The organism is Acinetobacter sp. NyZ410 (genome assembly GCF_022828975.1).
GTDB classification, from domain to species: domain Bacteria; phylum Pseudomonadota; class Gammaproteobacteria; order Pseudomonadales; family Moraxellaceae; genus Acinetobacter; species Acinetobacter guillouiae.
This window is the reverse complement of record NZ_CP094620.1, coordinates 412331-433696: the sequence shown is the minus strand read 5'-3', so window position 1 is coordinate 433696 and position 21366 is coordinate 412331. Positions and strand designations below refer to the sequence as shown.

Genomic DNA, 21366 nt, shown 5'->3' with positions numbered 1-21366 from the left:
GATTGTTTAAATCAACATATGTCTTGATCAAAACAGCGTTATTATTCAAATGCGCTTATTCGATTGTTTCGCTTTTTAATTATCAAATTTCTTTAACACATAGGCTTTTGTTGGTGCGGTATGGTGTTGACTAAAATAAAGTCGATTTTCTTCAGTGCCATTGACTATTTTATCAATATCCATCACCAAATCATTTTGTGCATCCACGTTGTAATAGAACTGAATACCTTCAATTCGATTAATCACAATTTCATGATTTACTTCGTCATAGGCCCAAGTATTTTTTTGATAGCCACGGTTCGGTTTTATATCACTATTTTCATAGGTCATTTTTCCCATATACACAAAGGTACGATGTGCAGTACCGTCTGGAAGTAAGTTAATAATAAACTCCGCACTGCCTTTGTCGCACTTGGCAAACGGATCTTCACAACTCATTTGTACATGATAACGTCCTACAAATTCCTCAGCTTTTGTGGAAACCACGTCACTTTGCTGGCCTTGCCCTTTCATTTCTACCATTGCAGGCAAGGTGGCTTGACCCGCGAGATCGGTCAGTTTTTTCCCTTCACTTGCATTGGCACGTGGTGGCGTTTGTTGCAAAGCAAGTTCGCTGGATGAATTTTGTGTGTCAGATGCACCTTGTTGTTTATCATTTGATTTTGAGGAATCGCAAGCACTCAGTACTGTACAAATACTGATGCCTAAAATTCTAAAAAAAATTACTTTATGAAAAGTTAAATACATAAATCCAAATAACCCAATTGCACCGTGCCAGACACATCAAAAATCAATGTGTATATCTATATCTTATTGCGTTGTGCCGTTTCTCGAAATCTTAACGCTGTATTTTTTACAAAAGTATAAAAAACATATTTATCACCACCGCCACCTAGATCGGATTGGACACTTTTTACATTATTTTGAATGATTTAACTGGCGTTGTTACACAGTCTTAACAATTTTAATTGGTGATTCACTTGAAGAATCAAACAGAAACGCCACTATTTACTTATATGAATTCATTTTTAATTTTTTAATCATGAATGATGATGAATAACTTTAAGGAGATTTAAATGGCCAATTCTGGTTTATATCGTTCAAGCCGACACAATATGATCGCCGGTGTAATGGGCGGTATTGCTGAACGTTTTGGTTGGAATGTCACATTACTACGAATTATTTTCGTGATTGTTTCATGTTTGAGCGCAGCTTTCCCAGGTATCTTAGTGTATTTGGTGCTTTGGTTAATTATGCCAAAACAAAAATTGCAGCTAAATGAACCACAAAGCTATGAACGCCCTGTACGAACGATTTATGAAGAGAAAACCCATTAATTGACTTCGATTTAAAGATATAACCCTTTTCAGCTACAACAGTTCCCCCAAACTGCTGTAGCTTTTTTTATACCGCATCATTTTTAAACGGTTTTATTTTTAAACGGTTTTATTTTTAAACGGTTTTATTTTTAAACGGTTCTATTTTGAAACAGTATCATTGTGAATTATTGAGTTGTTGCTGTAATGCTGCAATCATATCTGCGCGACTAATGATCCCGACCATTTTTTGATGATCAACCACAGGGATATAATTAAAAGAGCGTTCAACGAAATAAGGCACTAAGTCTTGAATCGGTTGTGTTGGCTGTACAGTGACCACTTGTCGATTCATAATTTGTTTGACCAAATGTTCCCAAGGGGCACGCGCATCGGCAGCGCGTTTAAACCACTCTACAATTTCATACAATGCCAATGTACCAACCAATTCCCGATCAGCATTGAGCACGGGCAAACTCATCAAATTCACATGTTTAAACTTATCTAAAGCTTGGTGAATATCATCTTGCTCATCCAAGCTCAGCACATCTTTGCTCATAATATCTTGGCAAAGATATTGATGTACTGCCCTTGCATTGGCCTTTTCTTGTGCTTCTAAAATGATTTTCTGTAAATCATATTCACTAATATCTAAAAGCTGTGTCTGTTGCTCTAACACATCTTGAATATCTTGCGGTTGAATGGTGACTTTCTGTGTCGGGGTTGGATCCTTAGAACGTGTATTAAGCTGTGCAACTTGTGGATATTGCTTTCCCAATATACGATTAAAAATGATCGCAATCACTAGCAGCAAGACTGAATTGAGTAATACTGGGTAAAAGATAAATTGATAACCCAACTGGTGAATAGATGCACCACCCAATACGGCAGTAATCGCCACCGCACCACTTGGCGGATGCAATGAATCTGTGCTCATCATCAAAAATATCGACAATGCAACAGCAACACTAAATGCCTCGGTTGGATTGGAAATAAAGATGGCACACGTCACGCCGACTAAACCTGCGATGGTATTCCCCACCACCATATTCCAAGGTTGTGCTAAAGGGCTTGCGGGTACAGCAAAAAGCAATACCGAGGACGCGCCCATCGGTGCGATATACCATGCATTAAATCCACCGAGTACATACCAACTGATCAATGATGACACTGCTAATCCAAGCAGTGCACCAACACCACAGACTAAACGATCTTTTAGCGGTAAAACTTTAAAATTGGGTTTTAAGGTATTTAACCATTCAAGTTGCGTATGAAACACGACAGTCCTGCGCTTTAACACGGTTTAAAGTGTGAATTATACGATGTTGTGGTTATAAGATATATTTATTATCTATCTTAAATGGATAAATTTTTCGCTGATATTTCTCATCTACTGATTTTTCACTGGGCATATTCAGTCAATTGATCAAGTCTTTTTCCATATTCTTGCATTGGACAAAACGTATACATGGGTGAACCAATATAACTTCCAGCATTTTGGCACTCCTGATCAACATAAGCTTTCCATAAGCGTTGTGATTTCATGATGTCGTTATAACGTTCTGGCTGATGGTTTATCTGACTCTGTTTTTTGATCTGATCGAGAACTTTGACAATTTCTTTTTCATAATATGCTCTGCTCTGGTTACTACATGATTCAGCCACGGCATTGTTGATGTTGCCTAAAGCCAGTTTTTCGATGGTTTGTTCAACACATTGGTTATATACATCGGGTGAAGCAGTAGTCTTTTCCGCATAAGCCGATATTGAACAAATAGTTGTAGATAAAACCATCATGATTGTGCATGCTCTTATCATATTTATTCCTTTGTTGTTTTGACCATGGCTCAATATAGCAATAAATCGATTTTAAAGGCTTTGTTTTTAGCACCCAGTCTGAGCTTAATCCTATTGATCGCGTTTTTTCTTTTTATGAATCATCAATATGATATACAGTCTTTACTCACAATATTTGGTATCAGCCTAATCGTTTATCTGATTTATTGCATTCTTGTCATTCCAATTGCTTATGTCATTTCACTTTGGCTTGCACATCAATATTGGCTTAATTTTTTCAGTATTTTCGTCGGCTCACTGTTGATGTGGCTAATTGTCAGCATCATTGGCTATCTGGTTTTTACTGGGTCATTGCCTACACCGCTATGGAAACTATTGAGCGATTGGTTTTTTTATGCAATTTCTGTATTTGCAGGGTGCTGTTATTGGGCTTTGTTAAAGATATTCTCCAGACCATCATTTACGACTCACGATAATGTAGATAAAACTGATTACTAAAAATCTCCTCTGGATCATATTTTTTCTTCAAACTAAAAAAGGCATCCGTTTGAGGATAGGCTAAACGCATCTTGTCGCGACTCACATGTAAACGATAAGGCAAATAAAATGTGCCTTGGTTTTTAAGTGTAATATCAACCAATTGCTGAGTCAGTTGTTGCATATCCTGCTCTTGTTGTGCGGTCTTCTTTTGATTAAACAGAAACACCAAGCCAAAAACATCCTCTCGGGCATAATTCATAAATGCATCATGATCATGTTCAACTTCACGAATCGTGATATTGAGTAGATCCACTTTTTTCGTTTTTAAAACGGGCTTGAGATCTTGAATAAACTGAGCCAAGTGCTGCTTTGGAATAAAATATTCATGCAATAGATCGGTTGAATGGATATCTTTATTTTCAATCAAAGCGGCATCTTCACTGAGAATTTCATTGCGACTAAACGTCGCATAAGGCGATACTGAATTCAGGCTACTTTCTAGATCCCAGCGTAGTCGTTTGCCGTATTCACTATCGACAGAACCACGAAACACAATCCGCTTAGTTTCAGCGTTTTTACTTTGTTGTTGTGACAATGCTAAGGGTTTTTTATCAATTTTTTCAAAATAGTTTAAGGTTGCCTGCTGTAAAAAATGCTTATCTGAAATACGTAACCGACCATAAGCAAATTGTACATCTGGATTATTGCTGACAATCTTTTGGTACGCGTTTACATAGTCTTCAGGTAAAACTGAAATTGATTGGAATGTTAAAGCGACATTATCTACAACTTTTAATTTTACATCGAGAATAATGCCAAATAATCCATAGCCACCAATCACCAATTTAAACAGTTCAGGATGTTCTGTACGACTACATTTTACAATCTCTCCCTGTGCATTCATCAAGGTAAATGACTCAACACTGGATGAAATCGGGGGTGAATTCTTTTGCCAACCATGCCCATTGACACTGATCGAACCGCCAATCGAGAAATTACTAAAAGATTGCATCACTGCAATTGATTTACCATAGCGGTCTAAATACTGAAGGGCCTCTTCCCATGTTGCACCCGAGCCAATCGTGAGAATATTGCTCTTCTCATCAAAGCTCATATGGTTATAGGGCAGCATATTCAGTGCAATACCATCAGGGTAAATCGTATGCCACCCATACTGTGCTTAGCCCCCGCAATCGAAACTTTTAGATGATGTTCACTTGCATATTTAAGCAAAGTTTTAAGTTGTTGTTGAATCGCTTCGGGTGTACTTTCTACATCGACAATTTTATGCACTTTTGTCAAATTAAGATGACTGGCATCATCCCGATAGCCTATAGGAATATGCTCAATTCCCTGTTGCTCATTGATTTTTGTTTTAAAAAGATGAATTGCAGGAATAGAAATAACTGCCAATACAATAAGGAGAAGGCTTAGCCAAAGTTTGTTTTTCTGTGTTTTTTGCATAATGAATGATTTAAAAATGTTTTAAATTTATTCAATAATTTATAAGCTATAAATATTAAAAAAGCAAAATACCAATAAAGTTTGTCAGCGATCAAAATCATCATTTATAATGACTTCCACCATAAAAACAATATCTTAAAATAAGGAGAATATATGGCTTATATTATGGTGGACATCGAAGCAGATGGTCCAATTCCCGGTGATTACTCAATGATTGCGCTAGGTGCAGTGTTGGTCGAAGATCACTTACATCAACAATTCTACGGTTTACTTAAACCAATTTCCGAAAATTATATTCCTCAAGCGCTCGCAGTTTCAGGCTTTAGTCGTGAAGATACCCTAAGCTTTAACAATCCTGAGCATGTTATGAAAGACTTTGCCAAGTGGGTGAGCAAAGTCAGTAATGATCGCCCTATTTTTATTAGCGATAATAATGGTTTTGACTGGATGTTTGTCTGTTGGTACTTTCATCATTTTACTGGCAGTAATCCGTTTGGATTTAGTTCACAAAATTTAGGCAGTTTGTATAAAGGACTGGTCAAAGATAGCTTTCAAAGTTTTAAGCATTTACGTAAAACAACACATACCCATAACCCTGTTGACGATGCCAAAGGCAATGCAGAAGCTTTATTGGCAATGAAAAAGGATTATGGATTGAAGATTAAGTTTTAGATATAGCTCAGATTAGTGAGCCATGACTCAAGACTAATCTTTGCTAAAGAAAGTTTTTAATACATTCGCTGCATTAATCGCAATTCTTCAGGTTTTGGAATCTCACCTGTTTGTCCTAAAGCATGATATTTTTTAGTTAAATCTTCACGAACTAACTTCGCTTTTTCAGGATTTTTAGCAATGCCTTTGGTTCCATTTTCCAAACGATCTAAAAAGTAGATACCCACTAATATATTGTCCTGTTCATAATATTTTTGATACAACTCCATCGCTCTTTTTGGATCTGCCTTGATCAAATTCCCTTGCTCATAATAGAGTGGTAGGTTCAACTGTGCGCGTTCATGCCCTGCTTCAGCTGCTTTTGCCAACCACTCCATTGAAAGTTGAGGATTGTAAATTTTCCACTGCTCCTGAGCATATAATTCTGACAAAGTAAAATAAGCAGATTTTGGGTCTTGATCATGCTTTGCGTTTTCAGTTTCTTCAAATAACTCTATTTCATAAGTCAGATCTTCAAACTTTTTATCCGTTTTTAATAATCTTACAATTGCCTGTTGTGCTGGAATGTTATTTTCATCTGCTCGGGTCGCAATTTTGTAATAATTCATAGCTTCACCCAAATGTGCTTTTAAATAAGGCTTTTGTTCTGCCATTTGTCCCATCATAAAACCGACAAAACCACCTGCATCAAATTGTAACGAATAGATACGCCAAGCTTTTTTCCAATATTTTAAAGCCTTTGCTTCATCCACCTCTGTGCCTACACCATACGCATAGGCATAACTTAAATATGCCCATATTGGAGTTGGATAATCATCATTATCCCCCATGTGTTTTTCGATGGTATGAAATATACGAACTGCTGTTTCTTTTCTATCTGGATCAGCACAATGCTGATTAAGTACAGGGTAGAAAATATAGGCTTCTGAATTTCTCTTTCCAACTGCATCAAGCAGCAACTCAAAAGCCTGTTGTTGATCAATAGTAACTTTATCGCCGTAATATAATTTTTGTGCTTTAACCATTAAGTTATAGGCTTCTAATTCTTCAGGCTCTACTTCAGATACATCTTTTTGGATCGGTTTCATCTGCTTTTTCTGTTCTTCTGAGAGCCCCAATTGACCAAATAAAGTCTCTAAAGTTTGATTAATCATTTTTGCATTTGGATAACCGTCTATGGGTGATTGAACATACAACTCCCACAATACTTTTTGATCAAATCCTTTATTTATTTGATAAAACTCTTTAAAAATAGGCGCTGTTTGTGGGGCGAAACAAGGGGCTTCTTCTATATTTACTGCATAACTTGATGTTGCAGATATAAAACCTAAAGTCGCTATGTACATAAAATAATTGAATTTTTTCATATTAAGATTGCTCATTTTGATATAAAAATTAAATTTATAAATTTTTAAAAAAGTATTTTTCAAATTATATATAAAATAATTCAATTAGTTAATTTTATTTTAAAACAAATTATTCAATATTTTGACAAGAACCGCTAACATTGAAAAACCCTGCAGTTTGAAAATTAAGTTTTAATTAGCCTTTTCTAATTTTGCTACAGTCCAATAATGATCTTGTGCATTTTATCATCCTCTAAATTCGCCCCTATGATTTCTAAATAATTCATTTACTTAACATTGAATGAAGCATTGTGACATCGTCATAATGAACTTCCGACATTCAGTTTTTGAAGCGCCCTTTACCTTTATAAAGTTCATGAATATAAATTTTTTATGTTAATATCAAATATATAATTTAACTTATTTAATTTTACCAATGAATAAAATAACCTATTTCATCATTTTAACGTCTTCTTTTTTCCTTGCTGCATGTAGTACATCAAATGAACCTGTAATTTTAGAAGCAAAGCAAATTGCAATGACGGGTGAACCATCAAGCACACTTGAACTTACCCTAATTAAAAAAGATAAAATCTGTATCTTAAAAGCAAAAACCACTTCTAAAAACACACCAACAATAGAAAAAGATTGGGCTTTTTTTAGGGACGATCTCATTTTAATATCTGAAAATTCAAGCTCGGAACCCGTAATCAATAGCGATGCTCCAGATGCAAAAATTGAAGAGCACATTGAGGAAATGAAAATAAGAAAAGAGGCCAAAGAAATGAAAAGTTTTATCTCAAAAGAAAATCTGAAAAAATGTACATAAGTTGATCTGCGATAAGAATCAATATTTATAGACTAACCTTTGCCACACCTCCCCAAAATCCTTATACTTAGAACCAATTTTTTCTAATACTTATAGTGGATGCTGCATGAGTCGCGCCATATCGCATATTGATACATTCCAAGGCTTAATTCTTGCCTTACAAAACTACTGGGCTGAACAAGGTTGTGTGGTGTTACAGCCTTACGATATGGAAATGGGCGCAGGGACATTCCACACTGCAACATTCTTACGTGCACTTGGGCCAGAAACATGGAACGCAGCATACGTTCAACCCTCACGTCGTCCTAAAGACGGTCGTTATGGCGAAAACCCAAACCGTTTACAACACTACTATCAATTCCAAGTGGTGCTTAAACCGAACCCTGACAATATCCAACAACTGTATCTAGACTCTTTAGAAGCGATTGGTATTGACACGCTTACACATGACATTCGTTTTGTAGAAGACAACTGGGAATCTCCAACATTGGGCGCTTGGGGCTTAGGTTGGGAAGTGTGGTTAAACGGTATGGAAGTGACTCAGTTTACTTACTTCCAACAAGTCGGTGGCGTTGAGTGCTACCCAGTCACAGGTGAAATCACTTACGGTCTTGAACGTCTTGCAATGTACTTGCAGGGCGTCGATTCAGTTTATGACTTGGTTTGGACCAAAGGTCAATTTGGTACAGTCACCTACGGTGATGTGTTCCATCAGAATGAAGTAGAGCAATCAACTTATAACTTTGAATATGCCAACGTTGAAAAAATGTTTGAACTCTTCGATTTTTATGAAGCTGAAGCAACCCGTTTAATGGAAGCGGAACTTCCACTTCCAGCATATGAGCAAGTCATCAAAGCATCACACAGCTTTAACTTACTCGATGCACGTGGTGCTATTTCTGTCACTGAGCGTCAACGTTATATTTTACGTGTGCGTACTTTGGCACGCTCTATTGCACAAAGCTATGTGGCTGCTCGTGCCAAACTCGGTTTCCCAATGGCTGAACCGCATTTACGTGACGAAGTGCTTGCACAGTTAAAGGCACAAGTTGAAGCAGAAGCAAAAGCTGAGGAGAATAAATAATGTCTAAACATACAGTTTTATTCGAACTTGGCTGTGAAGAATTACCGCCTAAAAGCTTAAAAACTTTACGTGATGCGTTACAAGCTGAAACGGTTAAAGGTTTAAAAGACGCAGGTTTGGCATTTGATTCAATTGAAGCTTATGCAGCACCACGTCGTTTAGCATTAAAAATTGTTAATGTTGATGGTGCGCAAGCAGACACTCAAAAGCGTTTTGATGGCCCTGCCCTACAAGCTGCTTATGATGCAGAAGGCAAACCAACCAAAGCCTTAGAAGGCTTTATGCGTGGTCAAGGCATTACTGCAGATCAAGTATCAACTTTCCAAGCAGGTAAAGTTGAAAAAGTTTGTTATTTAAAAGATGTGAAAGGTCAAAGTCTTGACGCTTTACTTCCACAAATTTTACAAACAGCACTAGATAACTTACCAATCGCAAAACGTATGCGTTCTGCTGCAAGCCGTACTGAATTTGTTCGTCCGGTGAAATGGGTCGTCTTGTTAAAAGACAATGATGTGATTGATGCAACGATTCAGGATCATAAAGCGGGTAATCTGACCTATGGTCATCGTTTCCATGCCCCTGAAGCAATTTCATTAACAAATTCAGATGATTATTTACCGAAATTAAAAGCAGCACATGTCGTGGCTTCTTTTGAAGAGCGTCAAGCGATCATTGATCAACAAGTTAAAGCTTTGGCTGATGAAGTCAATGCGATTGCCATCGTTCCTGCGGACCTGCGTGATGAAGTGACTGCATTGGTTGAATGGCCTGTTGCGTTACGTGCAAGCTTTGAAGAGCGTTTCCTTGCAGTGCCTCAAGAAGCCTTGATCACCACGATGCAAGACAACCAGAAGTATTTCTGTTTGGTCAATGCAGCACATAAATTACAGCCTTATTTCATTACTGTTTCCAATATTGAGTCTAAAGATCCGACTCAAATCATTGAGGGTAATGAAAAAGTTGTACGTCCTCGTTTATCTGATGCAGAGTTTTTCTTCTTACAAGACCAAAAGCAACCGCTTGCTTCTCGTAAAGAAAAATTAGCCAATATGGTCTTCCAAGCGCAATTGGGTACACTTTGGAACAAGTCTGAACGTATTGCAAAATTGGCTGTGGCGTTATCTGCAATCACGGGTGCAAATCCTACTGATGCTGAAAAAGCTGCACTGCTTGCAAAATGTGACTTAACTTCAGAGTTAGTCGGTGAATTCCCTGAACTTCAAGGGATCGCGGGAACTTATTACGCACGTATTGAAGGCGAAAATGATGAAGTTGCTGAAGCTTTAGGTGAGCAATATTTACCTAAGTTTGCTGGCGATGTTCTACCAAAAACGAAAACAGGTACAACCATTGCCCTTGCTGATCGTTTAGATACCCTCACAGGTATTTTCGGGATTGGCCAAGCACCGACAGGTTCGAAAGATCCATTTGCTTTACGTCGTTCTGCGATTGGTATCTTACGTTTGGTGACTGAAAATAATCTTGATGTTTCGATTGAAGAACTGATCAAGCTTGCTTTGGCTGCTTATGGCGATGTATTGAAAGATCATGCGAAGACTTTAGCCGATGCTGTCGCATTCCTTGAAGGTCGTTACCGTGCTAAGTACGAAGACCAAGGTGTTGCGGTTGATGTGATTCAGGCTGTTCAAGCACTTTCTCCAAAATCTCCACTTGATTTTGATAAGCGTGTGACAGCGGTAAATCATTTCCGTAACTTGCCAGAAGCTGCTGCTTTGGCTGCTGCCAATAAGCGTGTTGCCAATATCTTGGCAAAAGAAGCCGCACCTACAGGTGAGGTTGTTGAAGCTAAATTGCTTGAAGATGCTGAAAAGGCGCTTTATACCGAGATTCAAAATATCAAACCTGCGGTTCAACCACTTTTGGACGCGAAAGACTATACCACTGCGCTTTCTAAGTTGGCTGCGCTTCGTGCACCGATTGATGCATTCTTTGAGAATGTGATGGTCATGGCAGATGATGCAGAACTCAAAGCAAACCGTTTACGTTTACTTGCACAGTTACGTGACTTGTTTACAAGCGTTGCTGATATTTCGGTGTTACAGCACTAAGTATGACGATCTATAGTAATTCTCCAATTACTATCGCTATTCTCAAGCTCTTTCAAGAGCTTGAGAATTACATATTAAAAAATCATAAGAATTTACCGCATGGCGCTGTAAAGGCTTTTATTTTTGGTGGTTGTGCATTTCATATTCATACCAATGCTCGTGGTAGCAATGATATAGATGCTGAAATTCAGGCAATCCAGCAATTAAAGAAACACGATATAGTTGTGTTTTTAGAAAATAATGATGTTGAATATTTAGATGATAATAATCTTGAAACTAATTTAGAGTTTGATCGTAGTTTTAACACCAGCCTTGCATCTGTCGACCCTGACTACCTTGAAAGAGCGATTCCATTAGTTGCCAATCGTATTGTTGAAGTTTATTTAGTATCCGGTTTAGATTTAGCCATTTCAAAACTTGCTCGTTTATCTGATAGAGATATCGAAGACATCAAAGAATTATACCTTAATGGTAAGTTTTCCCTTGAAGCGTTTAAAAAATCAGCGAATAATGCTGAAATGTACTATGCGACTCCTGAACAATTACACTCGAATATTCAATATATCGTGTCAATCCTTTCGGAGTTAAGAGGCTAACTCATATGATGAATCAGGTAGAGTTTGAACACGCTTTAAATACGTTGTTAAAACAACCATTATCATCGGCAACATTTAGTGAAGTGAAACCAGTTGCTGAAGCTTTACTCTATTCAGAGCTTTTACCTTCTATAACAAATAATCTAAGTACGCTTGAAACACGCCGTTTAGTTTTCTTACTTGAAAAATTTAGACGCTATTCATGTTCTAGCGTATCCCGTAGACAACAGTTAAAGTCTTTTTCAAATGATTTGTCTTTACAGACCACTCATCTTGACTCAAGCCACTTGGTTGATCCTTTAGCGCAAAGATTTGGTTTAGATGAAGATTTAAATCATTTAAAATCACAATTACTCACACTTCAAACACGCCATTATCATCAAGAGCATGGGTAAAAATCTTTCGCTGTTTCGTCTTTTACATTAGCCGACGAATACGTTCTTTGAGAATCAGGGATACAGCGTTTAGAGTAATTTTTTACTTTTATAGTTACGTGACTTGTTTACAAGTATTGCAATACTAATTAATAAACTATAAATTTATGGGCAAACTGAGCTACGTTTCTATCTTCTACAAGAATTCCTAAACTTAATTTGGGTCTTGTTAGACCTACATAAAATTTGGCTCGTGTCGCATCTGCTAATTTATGATTTGGGTCTATCAACCACTTCAACATATCTTGTGTTGGATATAGTAAAACACGGTCGAGTGTCAATCCCTTAGCTACACCCATATTCATACAAGCAAAATTTGAATTTACTTTTGTTGAAACAGTTAATCGTAATTGAGTAGGGAAATAGTCTTTCAAATAGTCTTCTTTTTTACTTTTCGGAATTATAAAAACTCCTAAATGCGAATCGCTTTCCATACAACAAGTACATGGCTCTGTCGGTGCAAAAGACTGATAAAGCAAAGATGATAAATCACAAATAATTTTTTCATTTCTATGTGAGTACTGTAATGTTGTTTGATCTAATTCGCATAAATCTTGCCAAAAATTCAAATAAAAATCCTTAACACCACCATTATTATAGGGCTTATATTTAGGTAAATTATTTGTAGAATATGTACATTGTCTAGGATCACCAACCAAAAGAACATTTTCAACTGATCTTAAAATATTAGTAACCACATCAAAGTCATACCCTGATAAATCTTGAACCTCATCAATATAAATATGTTTATAAATTTTAGATAATCTATTAAAAATTAATTCAGGCATCTTTTCATGAGTTTTTATTATAAACTTAGAAATCTTATCAGAAAAAATTTTCCAATCTTTTGTAAAATAATGGGAAAAGCTACTTTCTTTAGTTCCAAGCGCAGACTGCCTACCCTCTATATACATAAATCCAATTTTCAAATTTTGCAGGCTCTTTGCTAATACACATTGATAAGGTCTAAAACAATCATTTAAAAGAAAATCGAACCAAGTTTTCACTATAATATGAGAAGGGATATAACCATATTTTTTTATCAGTTTTTTCTTTATTTCAGCGCTATTTTCAACTGTAAAAGTCGTAATTAATACACTCTCATCAAATACACTATGGGCTTGTTCAATTAAGTAAGTTGTTTTTCCAGCTCCTGCTGCTGCAATCATTAATTTTTTCATGAATTACACCAATCAACTACTTCTTTAATATAATTTGGATATTCTAAAACCTCTTCTGAATCAAAAAGCTTTAATGCCCAATCAGTTTTTGCATTTACCATATAGCTTTTTATAGCATCAAAATTTTGATCTCCATAAAATCCAATTACTTGGCATAATTTCGAAAAATCAGCTTGATTAGCATCAATGAATTGTGGCTCTAATGTATTTAAATTTTCCCTAGGGTCCGCACTGATTTTTATATATGAAATATTCCAATACTCTTGATATTTGTTAATAATTTTTTCTTGATACTTTCCATCATTATCAGTGATAACAGCTACAGGTTTCTCAACTAACTTAGCAATCTCCAAAAAACGTTTAAATGCTAAACCAGCAACACTAATTACGTCAATTCCATCCTCTATAGGCAACCTACCGTTATTTTCTTGTATATATTTTTTTTGAAAAACTAACTCATCTGATGGTCCTTCAACAAGGACCGCTTTTCTACAAAGAATCAATCTAAGTGTGTTATAACCTGCTAATTTCTGAAAATATTGATAAGTATCTGATGGTAAGTCTCTAAAAAATTTAGTCTGTTTATTATCAATCAAAATTAAATTTTCTAAACCTAATTTGTTCGCAACAAAACTACTATGTGTAGAAATAATAATCTGCTTATCATTTCTATTTTCTTGAATTTTTTTTATTAGTGCATTTAATTTTGTATGAGAGAGATGATTTTCTGGTTCCTCAATCAAAATTAAATTCTTATCCTTTTCATGTGAGTGCACTAAAGCTAAATTCGTTTTTACGATACATTGCTCTCCTTTGCCAATTTGATCGAAAGGGATATTATTAAAGTTAGTTGTTAATTGACTTTCCCATGAATTATTTGAGCTCAGATCAACAGTAATAGATAATTGTTTTCCTGAAATTTTAGCGCTTTCTGTTATCTTAGTATTCAATGCTGTAATATTTGGATCTTCATTAAAACTTTGCTTTAATTTCCTATAGGATTGTGCGAGTCCAATTTGCTCTGATCTATCTAGTCCATCTTTTATGATTTTTGATAAATAAAGATCTGAACCATTTTTTATTTTAGAAGCTGTTGAATCAATCAACACAGATTTAATCGGAATAATCCTACTAATAACAGTCTTTCTTGCAAAAGATTGCCATTCGATATGAAAATACTCTATTGGTATAGATCTCTGCTCATCAGGTGATTGCAACAAATCTTGATATAAATCTGTATACATATTATCAAGCTTAATTTCAAAACGTATACCTTGTGCTTTAGAATTATGATCAGAATTTAAAGAACCTTCAAATTCTGCTAGTTCATCTTTATTCTGAAAATACACTTCAATTAACAACTCTGGTAGCTGTACTGTTTTATCCGTTTTTATCTTTGTTAAATACTCTTCTACTACGTCATAATTAAACAAGTATTGATGAAAATCATGTTTTAGATATTTACCATCCAATATTCCAGAGAGACATAAATGAATAGCTTCTAAAATCGTAGATTTACCTGCTTCATTGTCACCGACAAGGATATTCAATGTCTCGTTAAATTCTATAACCGTCCGCTCTTTAAAACTTTTATAATTTTTAAGTACCAATTTTTCTATTTTCACAAAATTCTTCCAAAAACAAATTAAGTATCTATAACAAATTTAAAATAAAATTTATAAAATTCAACATTTTTTTCATGCTATAAAGTTTTTATTTCGTACAAAATTAATTATGAACAACATCTTCTCAGTAATTCTGATTACATCATTAGTCTCCGCCTGCTCAACTACACCCACCAATCCAAACGCTCCAACTGTTTTAGAACAACATAAAAATATCTCTGCTGAACCAAGCACAAAACATAACCTTGCCAAACTCATCAAACAAACAGACAACTGTGTCATCGAATTTACTGGCAACTTTGAAACGGGCAAAGCCACAGAACATTGGATTTTTAAAGGTGATCAGCTCATCTCAGCATTTTCAAATGTAGACGCTGAAGTCGAAAACAAACAAACTGTTTTTGACCCAAAAGATGCTGAAAAGCTTAAAAACTTCAACTCACTTAAAAACAACTTTAAAGCATCAAATCTGGAAAAATGTAATTAATCTCGGCACTTCACTCTAATACTTCGTCGAAGCTAAAAGGGCTAAAATGCAAAATCATTTCGCTCTTTTAGTCACATAAAACACGGGATAAATCCAAACAAGGGCGCCAATGAGTCCAATCGCAGCAAACATGAAACTATTTGAGAGGTAATCAACAAACCAATAATAAATTGGATTTAAGCCCAATTTAAACGAATTCATCATTGCGTAGAGCATTGCAATCATCAGCACATGAGGCAAAATCAGATGTTCAATAGATAGCTGATATTTCTTAAAATATTTTGCAAAATAAAAGCTTGGAATCAAATAAATTAAAAATACCACGCCCATAATGACCCAAGCCATTATTTGATGACTGGAAGACAGTTCATCACCACAGCCACAGGCAAAACTGGGTTTGAAACTCAATATAAAAGTGAGAAATATCAAGATTATTATTTTTTTCATTATGATGATTAAATCAACAATTTAACCCAAAGCTTATGTTGTTTTGTTTTAATAACAAGCTAGAAATTCTTACTGAAAATGCTTTTATCATCATTCTCATATTCTTATAAACATCAGAATTTAAAAAGTAAAAACGCTCAATTACCCCCAAACACATCTGGCCGTAACATTCATTCACAATTCTTACACTATTGTTAAAACTCTGTAGATAAGCTGTTGCTGTTTTATCTCAAAGACTATTTTTATACATATTTCACATTATTATAGGCAACACTCAAACTTGAACTCATTCAGGTACAGGATAAAACTAATTATGAAAATGCTTAAAACAACAGTGATCGCCACAGCACTTCTTGCCAGCTCTCCTCTTTTTGCCAATACAGATGTAAGTGCAAATGCTTCTGCTGAAGTCGGAACCAATGGAGGCATTCTAAGCAACATTGGTCAAGGTATCCATAACACAGCAGACAAAGTGGGTAATGGAATTGAAAAAGGTGTTGATAAAACCCGTGATGTGTCTAAAGACGCTTGGGATGGCACCAAGAATACTGCTGCTAAAGTAGGTACAGGTATTGAAAAAGGTGTCGATAAAACCCGTGATGTATCTAAAGATGCATGGGACGGCACTAAAAATGTTGCTGATAAAGTCGGTACGGGTGTGGAAAAAGGTGTCGATAAGACCCGTGATGTATCTAAAGATGCATGGGACGGCACTAAACATGCTGCTGATAAAGTTGGGACTGGTGTGGAAACAGGCATAGACAAAGGTAAAGTTGCGACGAAAGGTGCGTGGGAAAATACCAAAAAACTAAGTTCTGAAGCGGGTCATAACACCAAAGAAGCAGCTGTTAAAGTAAAAGACAAAACCAAATCAGCAACAAGTAAAACTTGGCAGAAAACCAAGGATTTAGTTAAACCTAAACCAGCAAATACAGGTGCAAAAGTAAATTCACAAACCCATGTGAAAACACCAGTAGGTAGCGCTAAAGTCGCCGTATCTACAGACGCTAAAGTTGCTACAAAATAATTTAAATTTAATGCCGATTTAGAAAAGCTCACTTAGGTGAGCTTTTCTTATACATCTACCAGTAATTTGGTATGCAATGTATACATATGTTTTCTTGCTGTAGGATTTTTCTTTCCATTTTACTTTTTATCTAAATAAAACAGTATGATAATCCCAATTAGCACTGAGCGAATCGCTACAATCATCATAAAGGGATCAAAACATCATGAAGATGATCAAAAGTCTATGTGTGATCACTGCATTACTTGCAACACCATCACTCTATGCGCAAACCAATACTCAAAATCAAACCCAGCCATATGGTGATAATCCAAATATTTTTAAAGTATTGGCACATAAGACCGGTGAAGCTGTACAGAATACCGCTGAAAAAGTAGGTGATGCGACCGAAAAAGGGATTCAAAAAATTAAACCGTCTTTGGATGAAACCATTGAAAATACCAAAAAATATACCACTGAAAAAGCCACTGAGGCTCGTGATAGTACCCGCCAAGGCATCGATACAGCGGTAAAAAAAGTTGAGCAAACCAAAGATCGAGTGATGGGTAAAACCAGTTTAAATGTTCCGATTGAACAAGGCAGCTTAAGCCAATCTTCGACCACACCCAATACGGCGAATACTGTAACTGCTGCAACGACAACAAACGTTCAAAATACGCCGATCACCACACAACCTGTTCAACCCGCAGTTCAAAATCAATTACCCAACGATGCGCAAGAAGAACCTGAAATTAAAAAACAGTCATTACCAATCGAGAACCAAGAGCATGATGTCAACGCCAATACCACAGGCTCAAAAGACACCAACTCAACCAATACGCAAAGCTCAACAGATGATGAGGTTGGTGTACCAAGATAAGCAGCTAAACACACTTAATCCGTCGATCTCCACACCTTGCGCTACCTATGCTCAAGGTGATAGCAGTAAAACGAATATAGCTATTTAACGGTGTTTTTTTTAAATATGCCTTTTTCATTGTGCTTTTTCACTCGGCTCTTTAGCCATTCACCTGACGAATCGCTTTACCCTGCTTAAATGCCTCAACATTTTCAAGCATTTGATTCACAATACGTTGACGTGCATCAACACTGCCCCACGCACTATGCGGTGTGATAATCAGGTTTGGAATATCATCTGCAAGTAAAACATTACCTTGTGTCGGTGGTTCAACAGAAAGTACATCTGTTGCCGCACCTGCAATTTTGCCTTGTCTTAATGCATCGGCCAAAGCCTGTTCATTAACGATACCACCACGGGCACAATTGATTAAAAATGCAGATTTTTTCATTTTATCAAAGGCTTGAGCATCAATTAAATCACGTGTTTCCGCTGTTAGAGGACAATGCAAAGAAAGAAAATCGACTTGAGTAAGCAATTCGGCAAAAGGTGTTCGATCCTTATGCGTTGGTCGATTGGGTAATGATGCGACCAAAATTTTCATCTCAAAAGCTTCTGCCAACTTGGCAACCGCTTGACCAAGCTCACCATAACCAATGATGCCAAGGGTTTTTCCAGATAGTTCGATAATTGGAAAATCCAGTAAGCAGAAAATTGGCGACTTGTTCCATTCGCCTTGTTTAACTGCATGCTCATATTTAAGTAAAGATGTCGCTAATGCCAACATTAACGTCAGCGTATGTTGTGCAACTGCAGAAGTGCCATAGCCCTGACAATTACACACCACAATACCTTTGGATCGTGCAAAATCTAAATCAATATTGTTGGTCCCCGTGGCCGAAATCAAAATCAATTTTAAATTTTTACATTGTTCCATCGCCTCAGCATTCACAATCACTTTATTGCTGATCACCACGTCTACATCTTGAATCCGCGCTAGAACTTGTTCTGCTGTGGTCGATGGATAAAGTATTAAGTCATCAAAAGCTGCGCTTAACTGACTAAAATCCAAATCCTGTTTATCTAAAGATTCATAATCTAAAAATACAGCTTTCATTGCTTTTCCTTAATGATAGAGAGCTAGTTTTACACTTACGAAGCAGACGCTTCTGGAAAACCAAAAGAATTATTCTTTAAAGCCAATAAGTATGCATTGGTCATACGGTAGGCCTCTTGAATAATGGCTTCAGAAATATAGCTTTCGTTGTAATAACCATGCTTCATACAAGTAAAAACCAATTCCATTAAAATCGTCAATGTATCTGGCTCCTGTGGTACATATTCATCGACGTTAATCATTTCAAGTGCTTTTCGGACGCCATGGCTGACCTTTTTTAATTCTATTTGGTATTCCAAATAAGCTTGCCGGGTAAAAGGTCCACTTAAAATCAACAAGCTTGCCGTTTCAGATTCATTAAAATATTTGGCAGTGGTACGAATCATACTTTCAGAGAGTAGCTGTCCGTATACTTCTATGGCTGCATTTGGATTTTCCGTCAACACTCGAACAGCAGCCTGTCCGAGTTGTTTGACTAAATCATTTAAATGCGTCAGTGCAATATGACGAAAAATATCGTATTTCGTCGGAAAGAATTGATAAATACTGGTCCGCGGAACGCCAGATGCATTGGCAATTTCAGGAATCGAAATCTTTTCAATTCCAATGGATAACAGTAACTCTTGCGTGGTTGCCAGCATCTTATCCATTCTTTTTTGGGAACGTTCTTGTTTTGGTTGGCTCACCTTTTTCGTCATTTTTTTTAAAACTGACGTTGACGTTATTTTAATCATCAGATAATCTCTCATAAAAACCAACAAATGTTGGTTTTAAAAAACTTCCTTGTCGTACTACAAAAATATAGAGGAAACCGAAGATGAATTTACCCCTTTCCGATGTACAAATGTCCATACAAAGCAAAACTAAACTTTTTGCTGATCCAGAAGATGAACAACGTAGCCACCGAATTCGAAAAACAATTTTGGAAGCGGGAAATCAATTACGTGAACGTCATCCTTGGCTGGTTCAGCACCAAGACCAAATTGGTCTAACCATCCTTGCAACAGCTGTAACAGGGATTATTTTCAATATAACACAATACACTCGTGGGAAAATGCCTTGGTATGTGGCAATTCCGCTTTCTGCATTTTGGATGTCGCTCTTACATGAACTAGAGCATGATCTTATTCACCAAATGTATTACCGTAAAAACAAAAAAATCAATGATGCCATGTTGGCAGCCGTTTATGCCTTTCGTCCAAGTACCGTGAACCCGTGGATACGTCGCGAGGTACATTTACATCATCACAAATCATCGGGTACTAAAACAGATTTAGAAGAACGTGGGATTAACAATGGTGATCAATGGGGCTTAAAACGCTTGCTGATGACTGGTGACAATATGCTGGCGATCTATTTACGCCCCATCACCATGATGAAAACCACCAAACGTTATATTCATGCGCAAAAGCATTTATCCCAAGCAGATAAACTCAAATTAAAAGCAAAGCTTTCTGCGAGTTATGCACCCTTTGGACATATTCATTATGCCCTATGGCATGGTTTCTTATTGATCAATGCTGCCAAATTAGCAATGAAAGCCACAGGCATAGCGCAACCTAAAAATAGCTTATGGAGACTTGCAGACAAAACTACAAAGTTTTATGCCGTTAGCATTGCAGCACCAAACTTCTTACGCACCTTAAGTCTACATTTTACCAGTTCCAATATGCATTATTATGGCGATGTTGAAGATGGCAATATCGTTCAGCAATGTCAGGTTTGGACAGATTGGCGGATGAAACCTTTACAGGCCTTTTGTTTTAATTTTGCTGGCACACATGCCATTCACCATTTTGTTGTACGTGATCCATTTTATATTCGTCAAGCCATTGCTCAAGACTGCTATCCAGTGATGCAAGAAAATGGGGTCCGTTTTAATGACTTTGGGACGTTTAAACGAGCGAATCGTAGGTTCTAAACTTGATAACTGGTATCTTCGTCTTATGAGTTGATAGAGACCTCTGGCATGGATCTTTTATATTTTAAAACACCTGATTACGCCTTATAGTGAGTTAAACAATCAACAAAAAGACCTTACAATGAATTGGACAGCTTATCCGTCACTTATGCTCGCTCTGCTTGGTTTTAGCTTATATTCGCCAGTCTATGCAAAAGTATATGTTTTACAATCAATAAATAACTTAGACGAAGCTGAGTTTAGAAGTTCTGAGGGAAATGAATTTAAACTGATTAAATTAAATCAGGGTTGCCGTATTCAAGCTCGATATTATTTGGAAATGGAAAATCGTGTGTTTAATTATACCTTCCTTCATCAACCACCCATGAAGCAAAAACTGCTCCATGCCACGCAAAAAACCTTCCGCTATCATTATAAAGACGGTGAAGAAGGTTCTCTGGCAGCAGTGACTGATGTTTATCAACATTCCAGCGAAGTCTATAAAGTCAGTGATTTAGACGTTCAAAATGAATTTAAAAAATATACCGCTTTATTTCCAATCGCCTATTTAAAGCAATGTAACTAAAGCTGTATCTGTCTATTTAAATAGCTCAAATGTGAAATCGTTAGACACCAAATGGTGTTTCAGCTCAACCG

The 21366-nt window shown here is 36.4% G+C and carries 23 protein-coding genes; 12 read left to right on the top strand and 11 right to left on the bottom strand.

Annotated features, from left to right (window positions below):
• Positions 1-75 precede the first annotated feature (75 nt).
• Positions 76-747, bottom strand: coding sequence for a hypothetical protein (locus MTO68_RS02055; RefSeq protein ID WP_244014839.1), 672 nt, complete (start codon positions 745-747; stop codon positions 76-78).
• A 329-nt stretch (positions 748-1076) separates the two neighbouring features.
• Here MTO68_RS02055 and MTO68_RS02050 point away from each other — a divergent pair, with 329 nt between their 5' ends.
• Positions 1077-1337 (top strand): PspC domain-containing protein, encoded by a 261-nt coding sequence (locus MTO68_RS02050; protein WP_004718168.1) that lies wholly within the window; start codon positions 1077-1079, stop codon positions 1335-1337.
• Positions 1338-1494: 157 nt separating this feature from the next.
• Here the strand turns inward: MTO68_RS02050 and MTO68_RS02045 are convergent, their stop codons facing one another.
• From MTO68_RS02045 to MTO68_RS02030, 4 genes are all read right to left on the bottom strand, one after another.
• On the bottom strand, positions 1495-2595 hold the full coding sequence (locus MTO68_RS02045; RefSeq protein WP_244014837.1) for an HPP family protein: 1101 nt from the start codon (positions 2593-2595) through the stop codon (positions 1495-1497).
• 122 nt (positions 2596-2717) lie between these two features.
• Positions 2718-3134: a lysozyme inhibitor LprI family protein gene (locus MTO68_RS02040; RefSeq protein ID WP_244014836.1), complete on the bottom strand. Its 417-nt coding sequence runs from the start codon at positions 3132-3134 to the stop codon at positions 2718-2720.
• A gap of 439 nt (positions 3135-3573) precedes the next feature.
• Positions 3574-4725, bottom strand: coding sequence for an FAD-binding oxidoreductase (locus MTO68_RS02035; RefSeq protein WP_244014834.1), 1152 nt, complete (start codon positions 4723-4725; stop codon positions 3574-3576).
• Positions 4726-4727: 2 nt separating this feature from the next.
• Positions 4728-5057: a hypothetical protein gene (locus MTO68_RS02030; RefSeq protein WP_244014832.1), complete on the bottom strand. Its 330-nt coding sequence runs from the start codon at positions 5055-5057 to the stop codon at positions 4728-4730.
• A gap of 153 nt (positions 5058-5210) precedes the next feature.
• Here MTO68_RS02030 and MTO68_RS02025 point away from each other — a divergent pair, with 153 nt between their 5' ends.
• Positions 5211-5729 (top strand): 3'-5' exoribonuclease, encoded by a 519-nt coding sequence (locus MTO68_RS02025; RefSeq protein ID WP_244014830.1) that lies wholly within the window; start codon positions 5211-5213, stop codon positions 5727-5729.
• Positions 5730-5785: 56 nt separating this feature from the next.
• On the opposite strand, the gene MTO68_RS02020 is transcribed toward MTO68_RS02025, so the two are convergent.
• Positions 5786-7096, bottom strand: a complete 1311-nt coding sequence (locus tag MTO68_RS02020) for a hypothetical protein (RefSeq protein WP_244014829.1) — start codon at positions 7094-7096, stop codon at positions 5786-5788.
• 415 nt (positions 7097-7511) lie between these two features.
• On the opposite strand from MTO68_RS02020, the gene MTO68_RS02015 reads away from it, so the two are divergent.
• From MTO68_RS02015 to MTO68_RS01995, 5 genes are all read left to right on the top strand, one after another.
• The gene (locus MTO68_RS02015; protein WP_244014827.1) at positions 7512-7904 is read left to right on the top strand and encodes a hypothetical protein; all 393 of its coding nucleotides are present in this window, start codon (positions 7512-7514) and stop codon (positions 7902-7904) included.
• Positions 7905-8010: 106 nt separating this feature from the next.
• On the top strand, positions 8011-8988 hold the full coding sequence (gene glyQ / locus MTO68_RS02010) for a glycine--tRNA ligase subunit alpha (protein ID WP_004718182.1): 978 nt from the start codon (positions 8011-8013) through the stop codon (positions 8986-8988).
• Entirely contained in the window at positions 8988-11057 is a 2070-nt protein-coding gene (gene glyS / locus MTO68_RS02005; RefSeq protein ID WP_244014826.1) for a glycine--tRNA ligase subunit beta, read from the top strand. Before glyQ ends, glyS begins: the two co-directional genes overlap by 1 nt.
• A 2-nt stretch (positions 11058-11059) precedes the next feature.
• Positions 11060-11653, top strand: a complete 594-nt coding sequence (locus MTO68_RS02000) for a DUF6036 family nucleotidyltransferase (protein ID WP_244014824.1) — start codon at positions 11060-11062, stop codon at positions 11651-11653.
• A gap of 5 nt (positions 11654-11658) precedes the next feature.
• A complete protein-coding gene (locus MTO68_RS01995; protein ID WP_004718187.1) occupies positions 11659-12048 on the top strand; it encodes a hypothetical protein in 390 nt (129 codons plus the stop codon).
• 128 nt (positions 12049-12176) lie between these two features.
• Here MTO68_RS01995 and MTO68_RS01990 read toward each other — a convergent pair whose 3' ends face one another.
• Both MTO68_RS01990 and MTO68_RS01985 read right to left on the bottom strand, forming a co-directional pair.
• On the bottom strand, positions 12177-13268 hold the full coding sequence (locus MTO68_RS01990; protein ID WP_244014822.1) for a UvrD-helicase domain-containing protein: 1092 nt from the start codon (positions 13266-13268) through the stop codon (positions 12177-12179).
• A complete protein-coding gene (locus tag MTO68_RS01985) occupies positions 13265-14893 on the bottom strand; it encodes an AAA family ATPase (protein ID WP_244014820.1) in 1629 nt (542 codons plus the stop codon). The genes MTO68_RS01990 and MTO68_RS01985 overlap by 4 nt, the downstream gene beginning before the upstream one ends.
• 109 nt (positions 14894-15002) lie before the next feature.
• On the opposite strand from MTO68_RS01985, the gene MTO68_RS01980 reads away from it, so the two are divergent.
• Positions 15003-15380 (top strand): hypothetical protein, encoded by a 378-nt coding sequence (locus tag MTO68_RS01980; protein ID WP_244014818.1) that lies wholly within the window; start codon positions 15003-15005, stop codon positions 15378-15380.
• Between the two features lie 54 nt (positions 15381-15434).
• Here the strand turns inward: MTO68_RS01980 and MTO68_RS01975 are convergent, their stop codons facing one another.
• Positions 15435-15725, bottom strand: a complete 291-nt coding sequence (locus MTO68_RS01975; protein WP_244014816.1) for a hypothetical protein — start codon at positions 15723-15725, stop codon at positions 15435-15437.
• 415 nt (positions 15726-16140) lie between these two features.
• Here MTO68_RS01975 and MTO68_RS01970 point away from each other — a divergent pair, with 415 nt between their 5' ends.
• A complete protein-coding gene (locus MTO68_RS01970; protein ID WP_004818715.1) occupies positions 16141-16854 on the top strand; it encodes a hypothetical protein in 714 nt (237 codons plus the stop codon).
• A gap of 205 nt (positions 16855-17059) precedes the next feature.
• Positions 17060-17713 (top strand): hypothetical protein, encoded by a 654-nt coding sequence (locus tag MTO68_RS01965; protein WP_244014814.1) that lies wholly within the window; start codon positions 17060-17062, stop codon positions 17711-17713.
• Between the two features lie 139 nt (positions 17714-17852).
• Here the strand turns inward: MTO68_RS01965 and MTO68_RS01960 are convergent, their stop codons facing one another.
• Positions 17853-18809, bottom strand: a complete 957-nt coding sequence (locus tag MTO68_RS01960) for a 2-hydroxyacid dehydrogenase (protein ID WP_244014812.1) — start codon at positions 18807-18809, stop codon at positions 17853-17855.
• A gap of 35 nt (positions 18810-18844) precedes the next feature.
• The gene (locus MTO68_RS01955) at positions 18845-19543 is read right to left on the bottom strand and encodes a TetR/AcrR family transcriptional regulator (protein ID WP_004818708.1); all 699 of its coding nucleotides are present in this window, start codon (positions 19541-19543) and stop codon (positions 18845-18847) included.
• Positions 19544-19626: 83 nt separating this feature from the next.
• Here MTO68_RS01955 and MTO68_RS01950 point away from each other — a divergent pair, with 83 nt between their 5' ends.
• Together MTO68_RS01950 and MTO68_RS01945 are read left to right on the top strand one after the other, a co-directional pair.
• Positions 19627-20730 (top strand): fatty acid desaturase, encoded by a 1104-nt coding sequence (locus MTO68_RS01950; protein ID WP_244014810.1) that lies wholly within the window; start codon positions 19627-19629, stop codon positions 20728-20730.
• Positions 20731-20851: 121 nt separating this feature from the next.
• The gene (locus MTO68_RS01945) at positions 20852-21295 is read left to right on the top strand and encodes a hypothetical protein (RefSeq protein ID WP_244014808.1); all 444 of its coding nucleotides are present in this window, start codon (positions 20852-20854) and stop codon (positions 21293-21295) included.
• Positions 21296-21366: the final 71 nt, after the last annotated feature.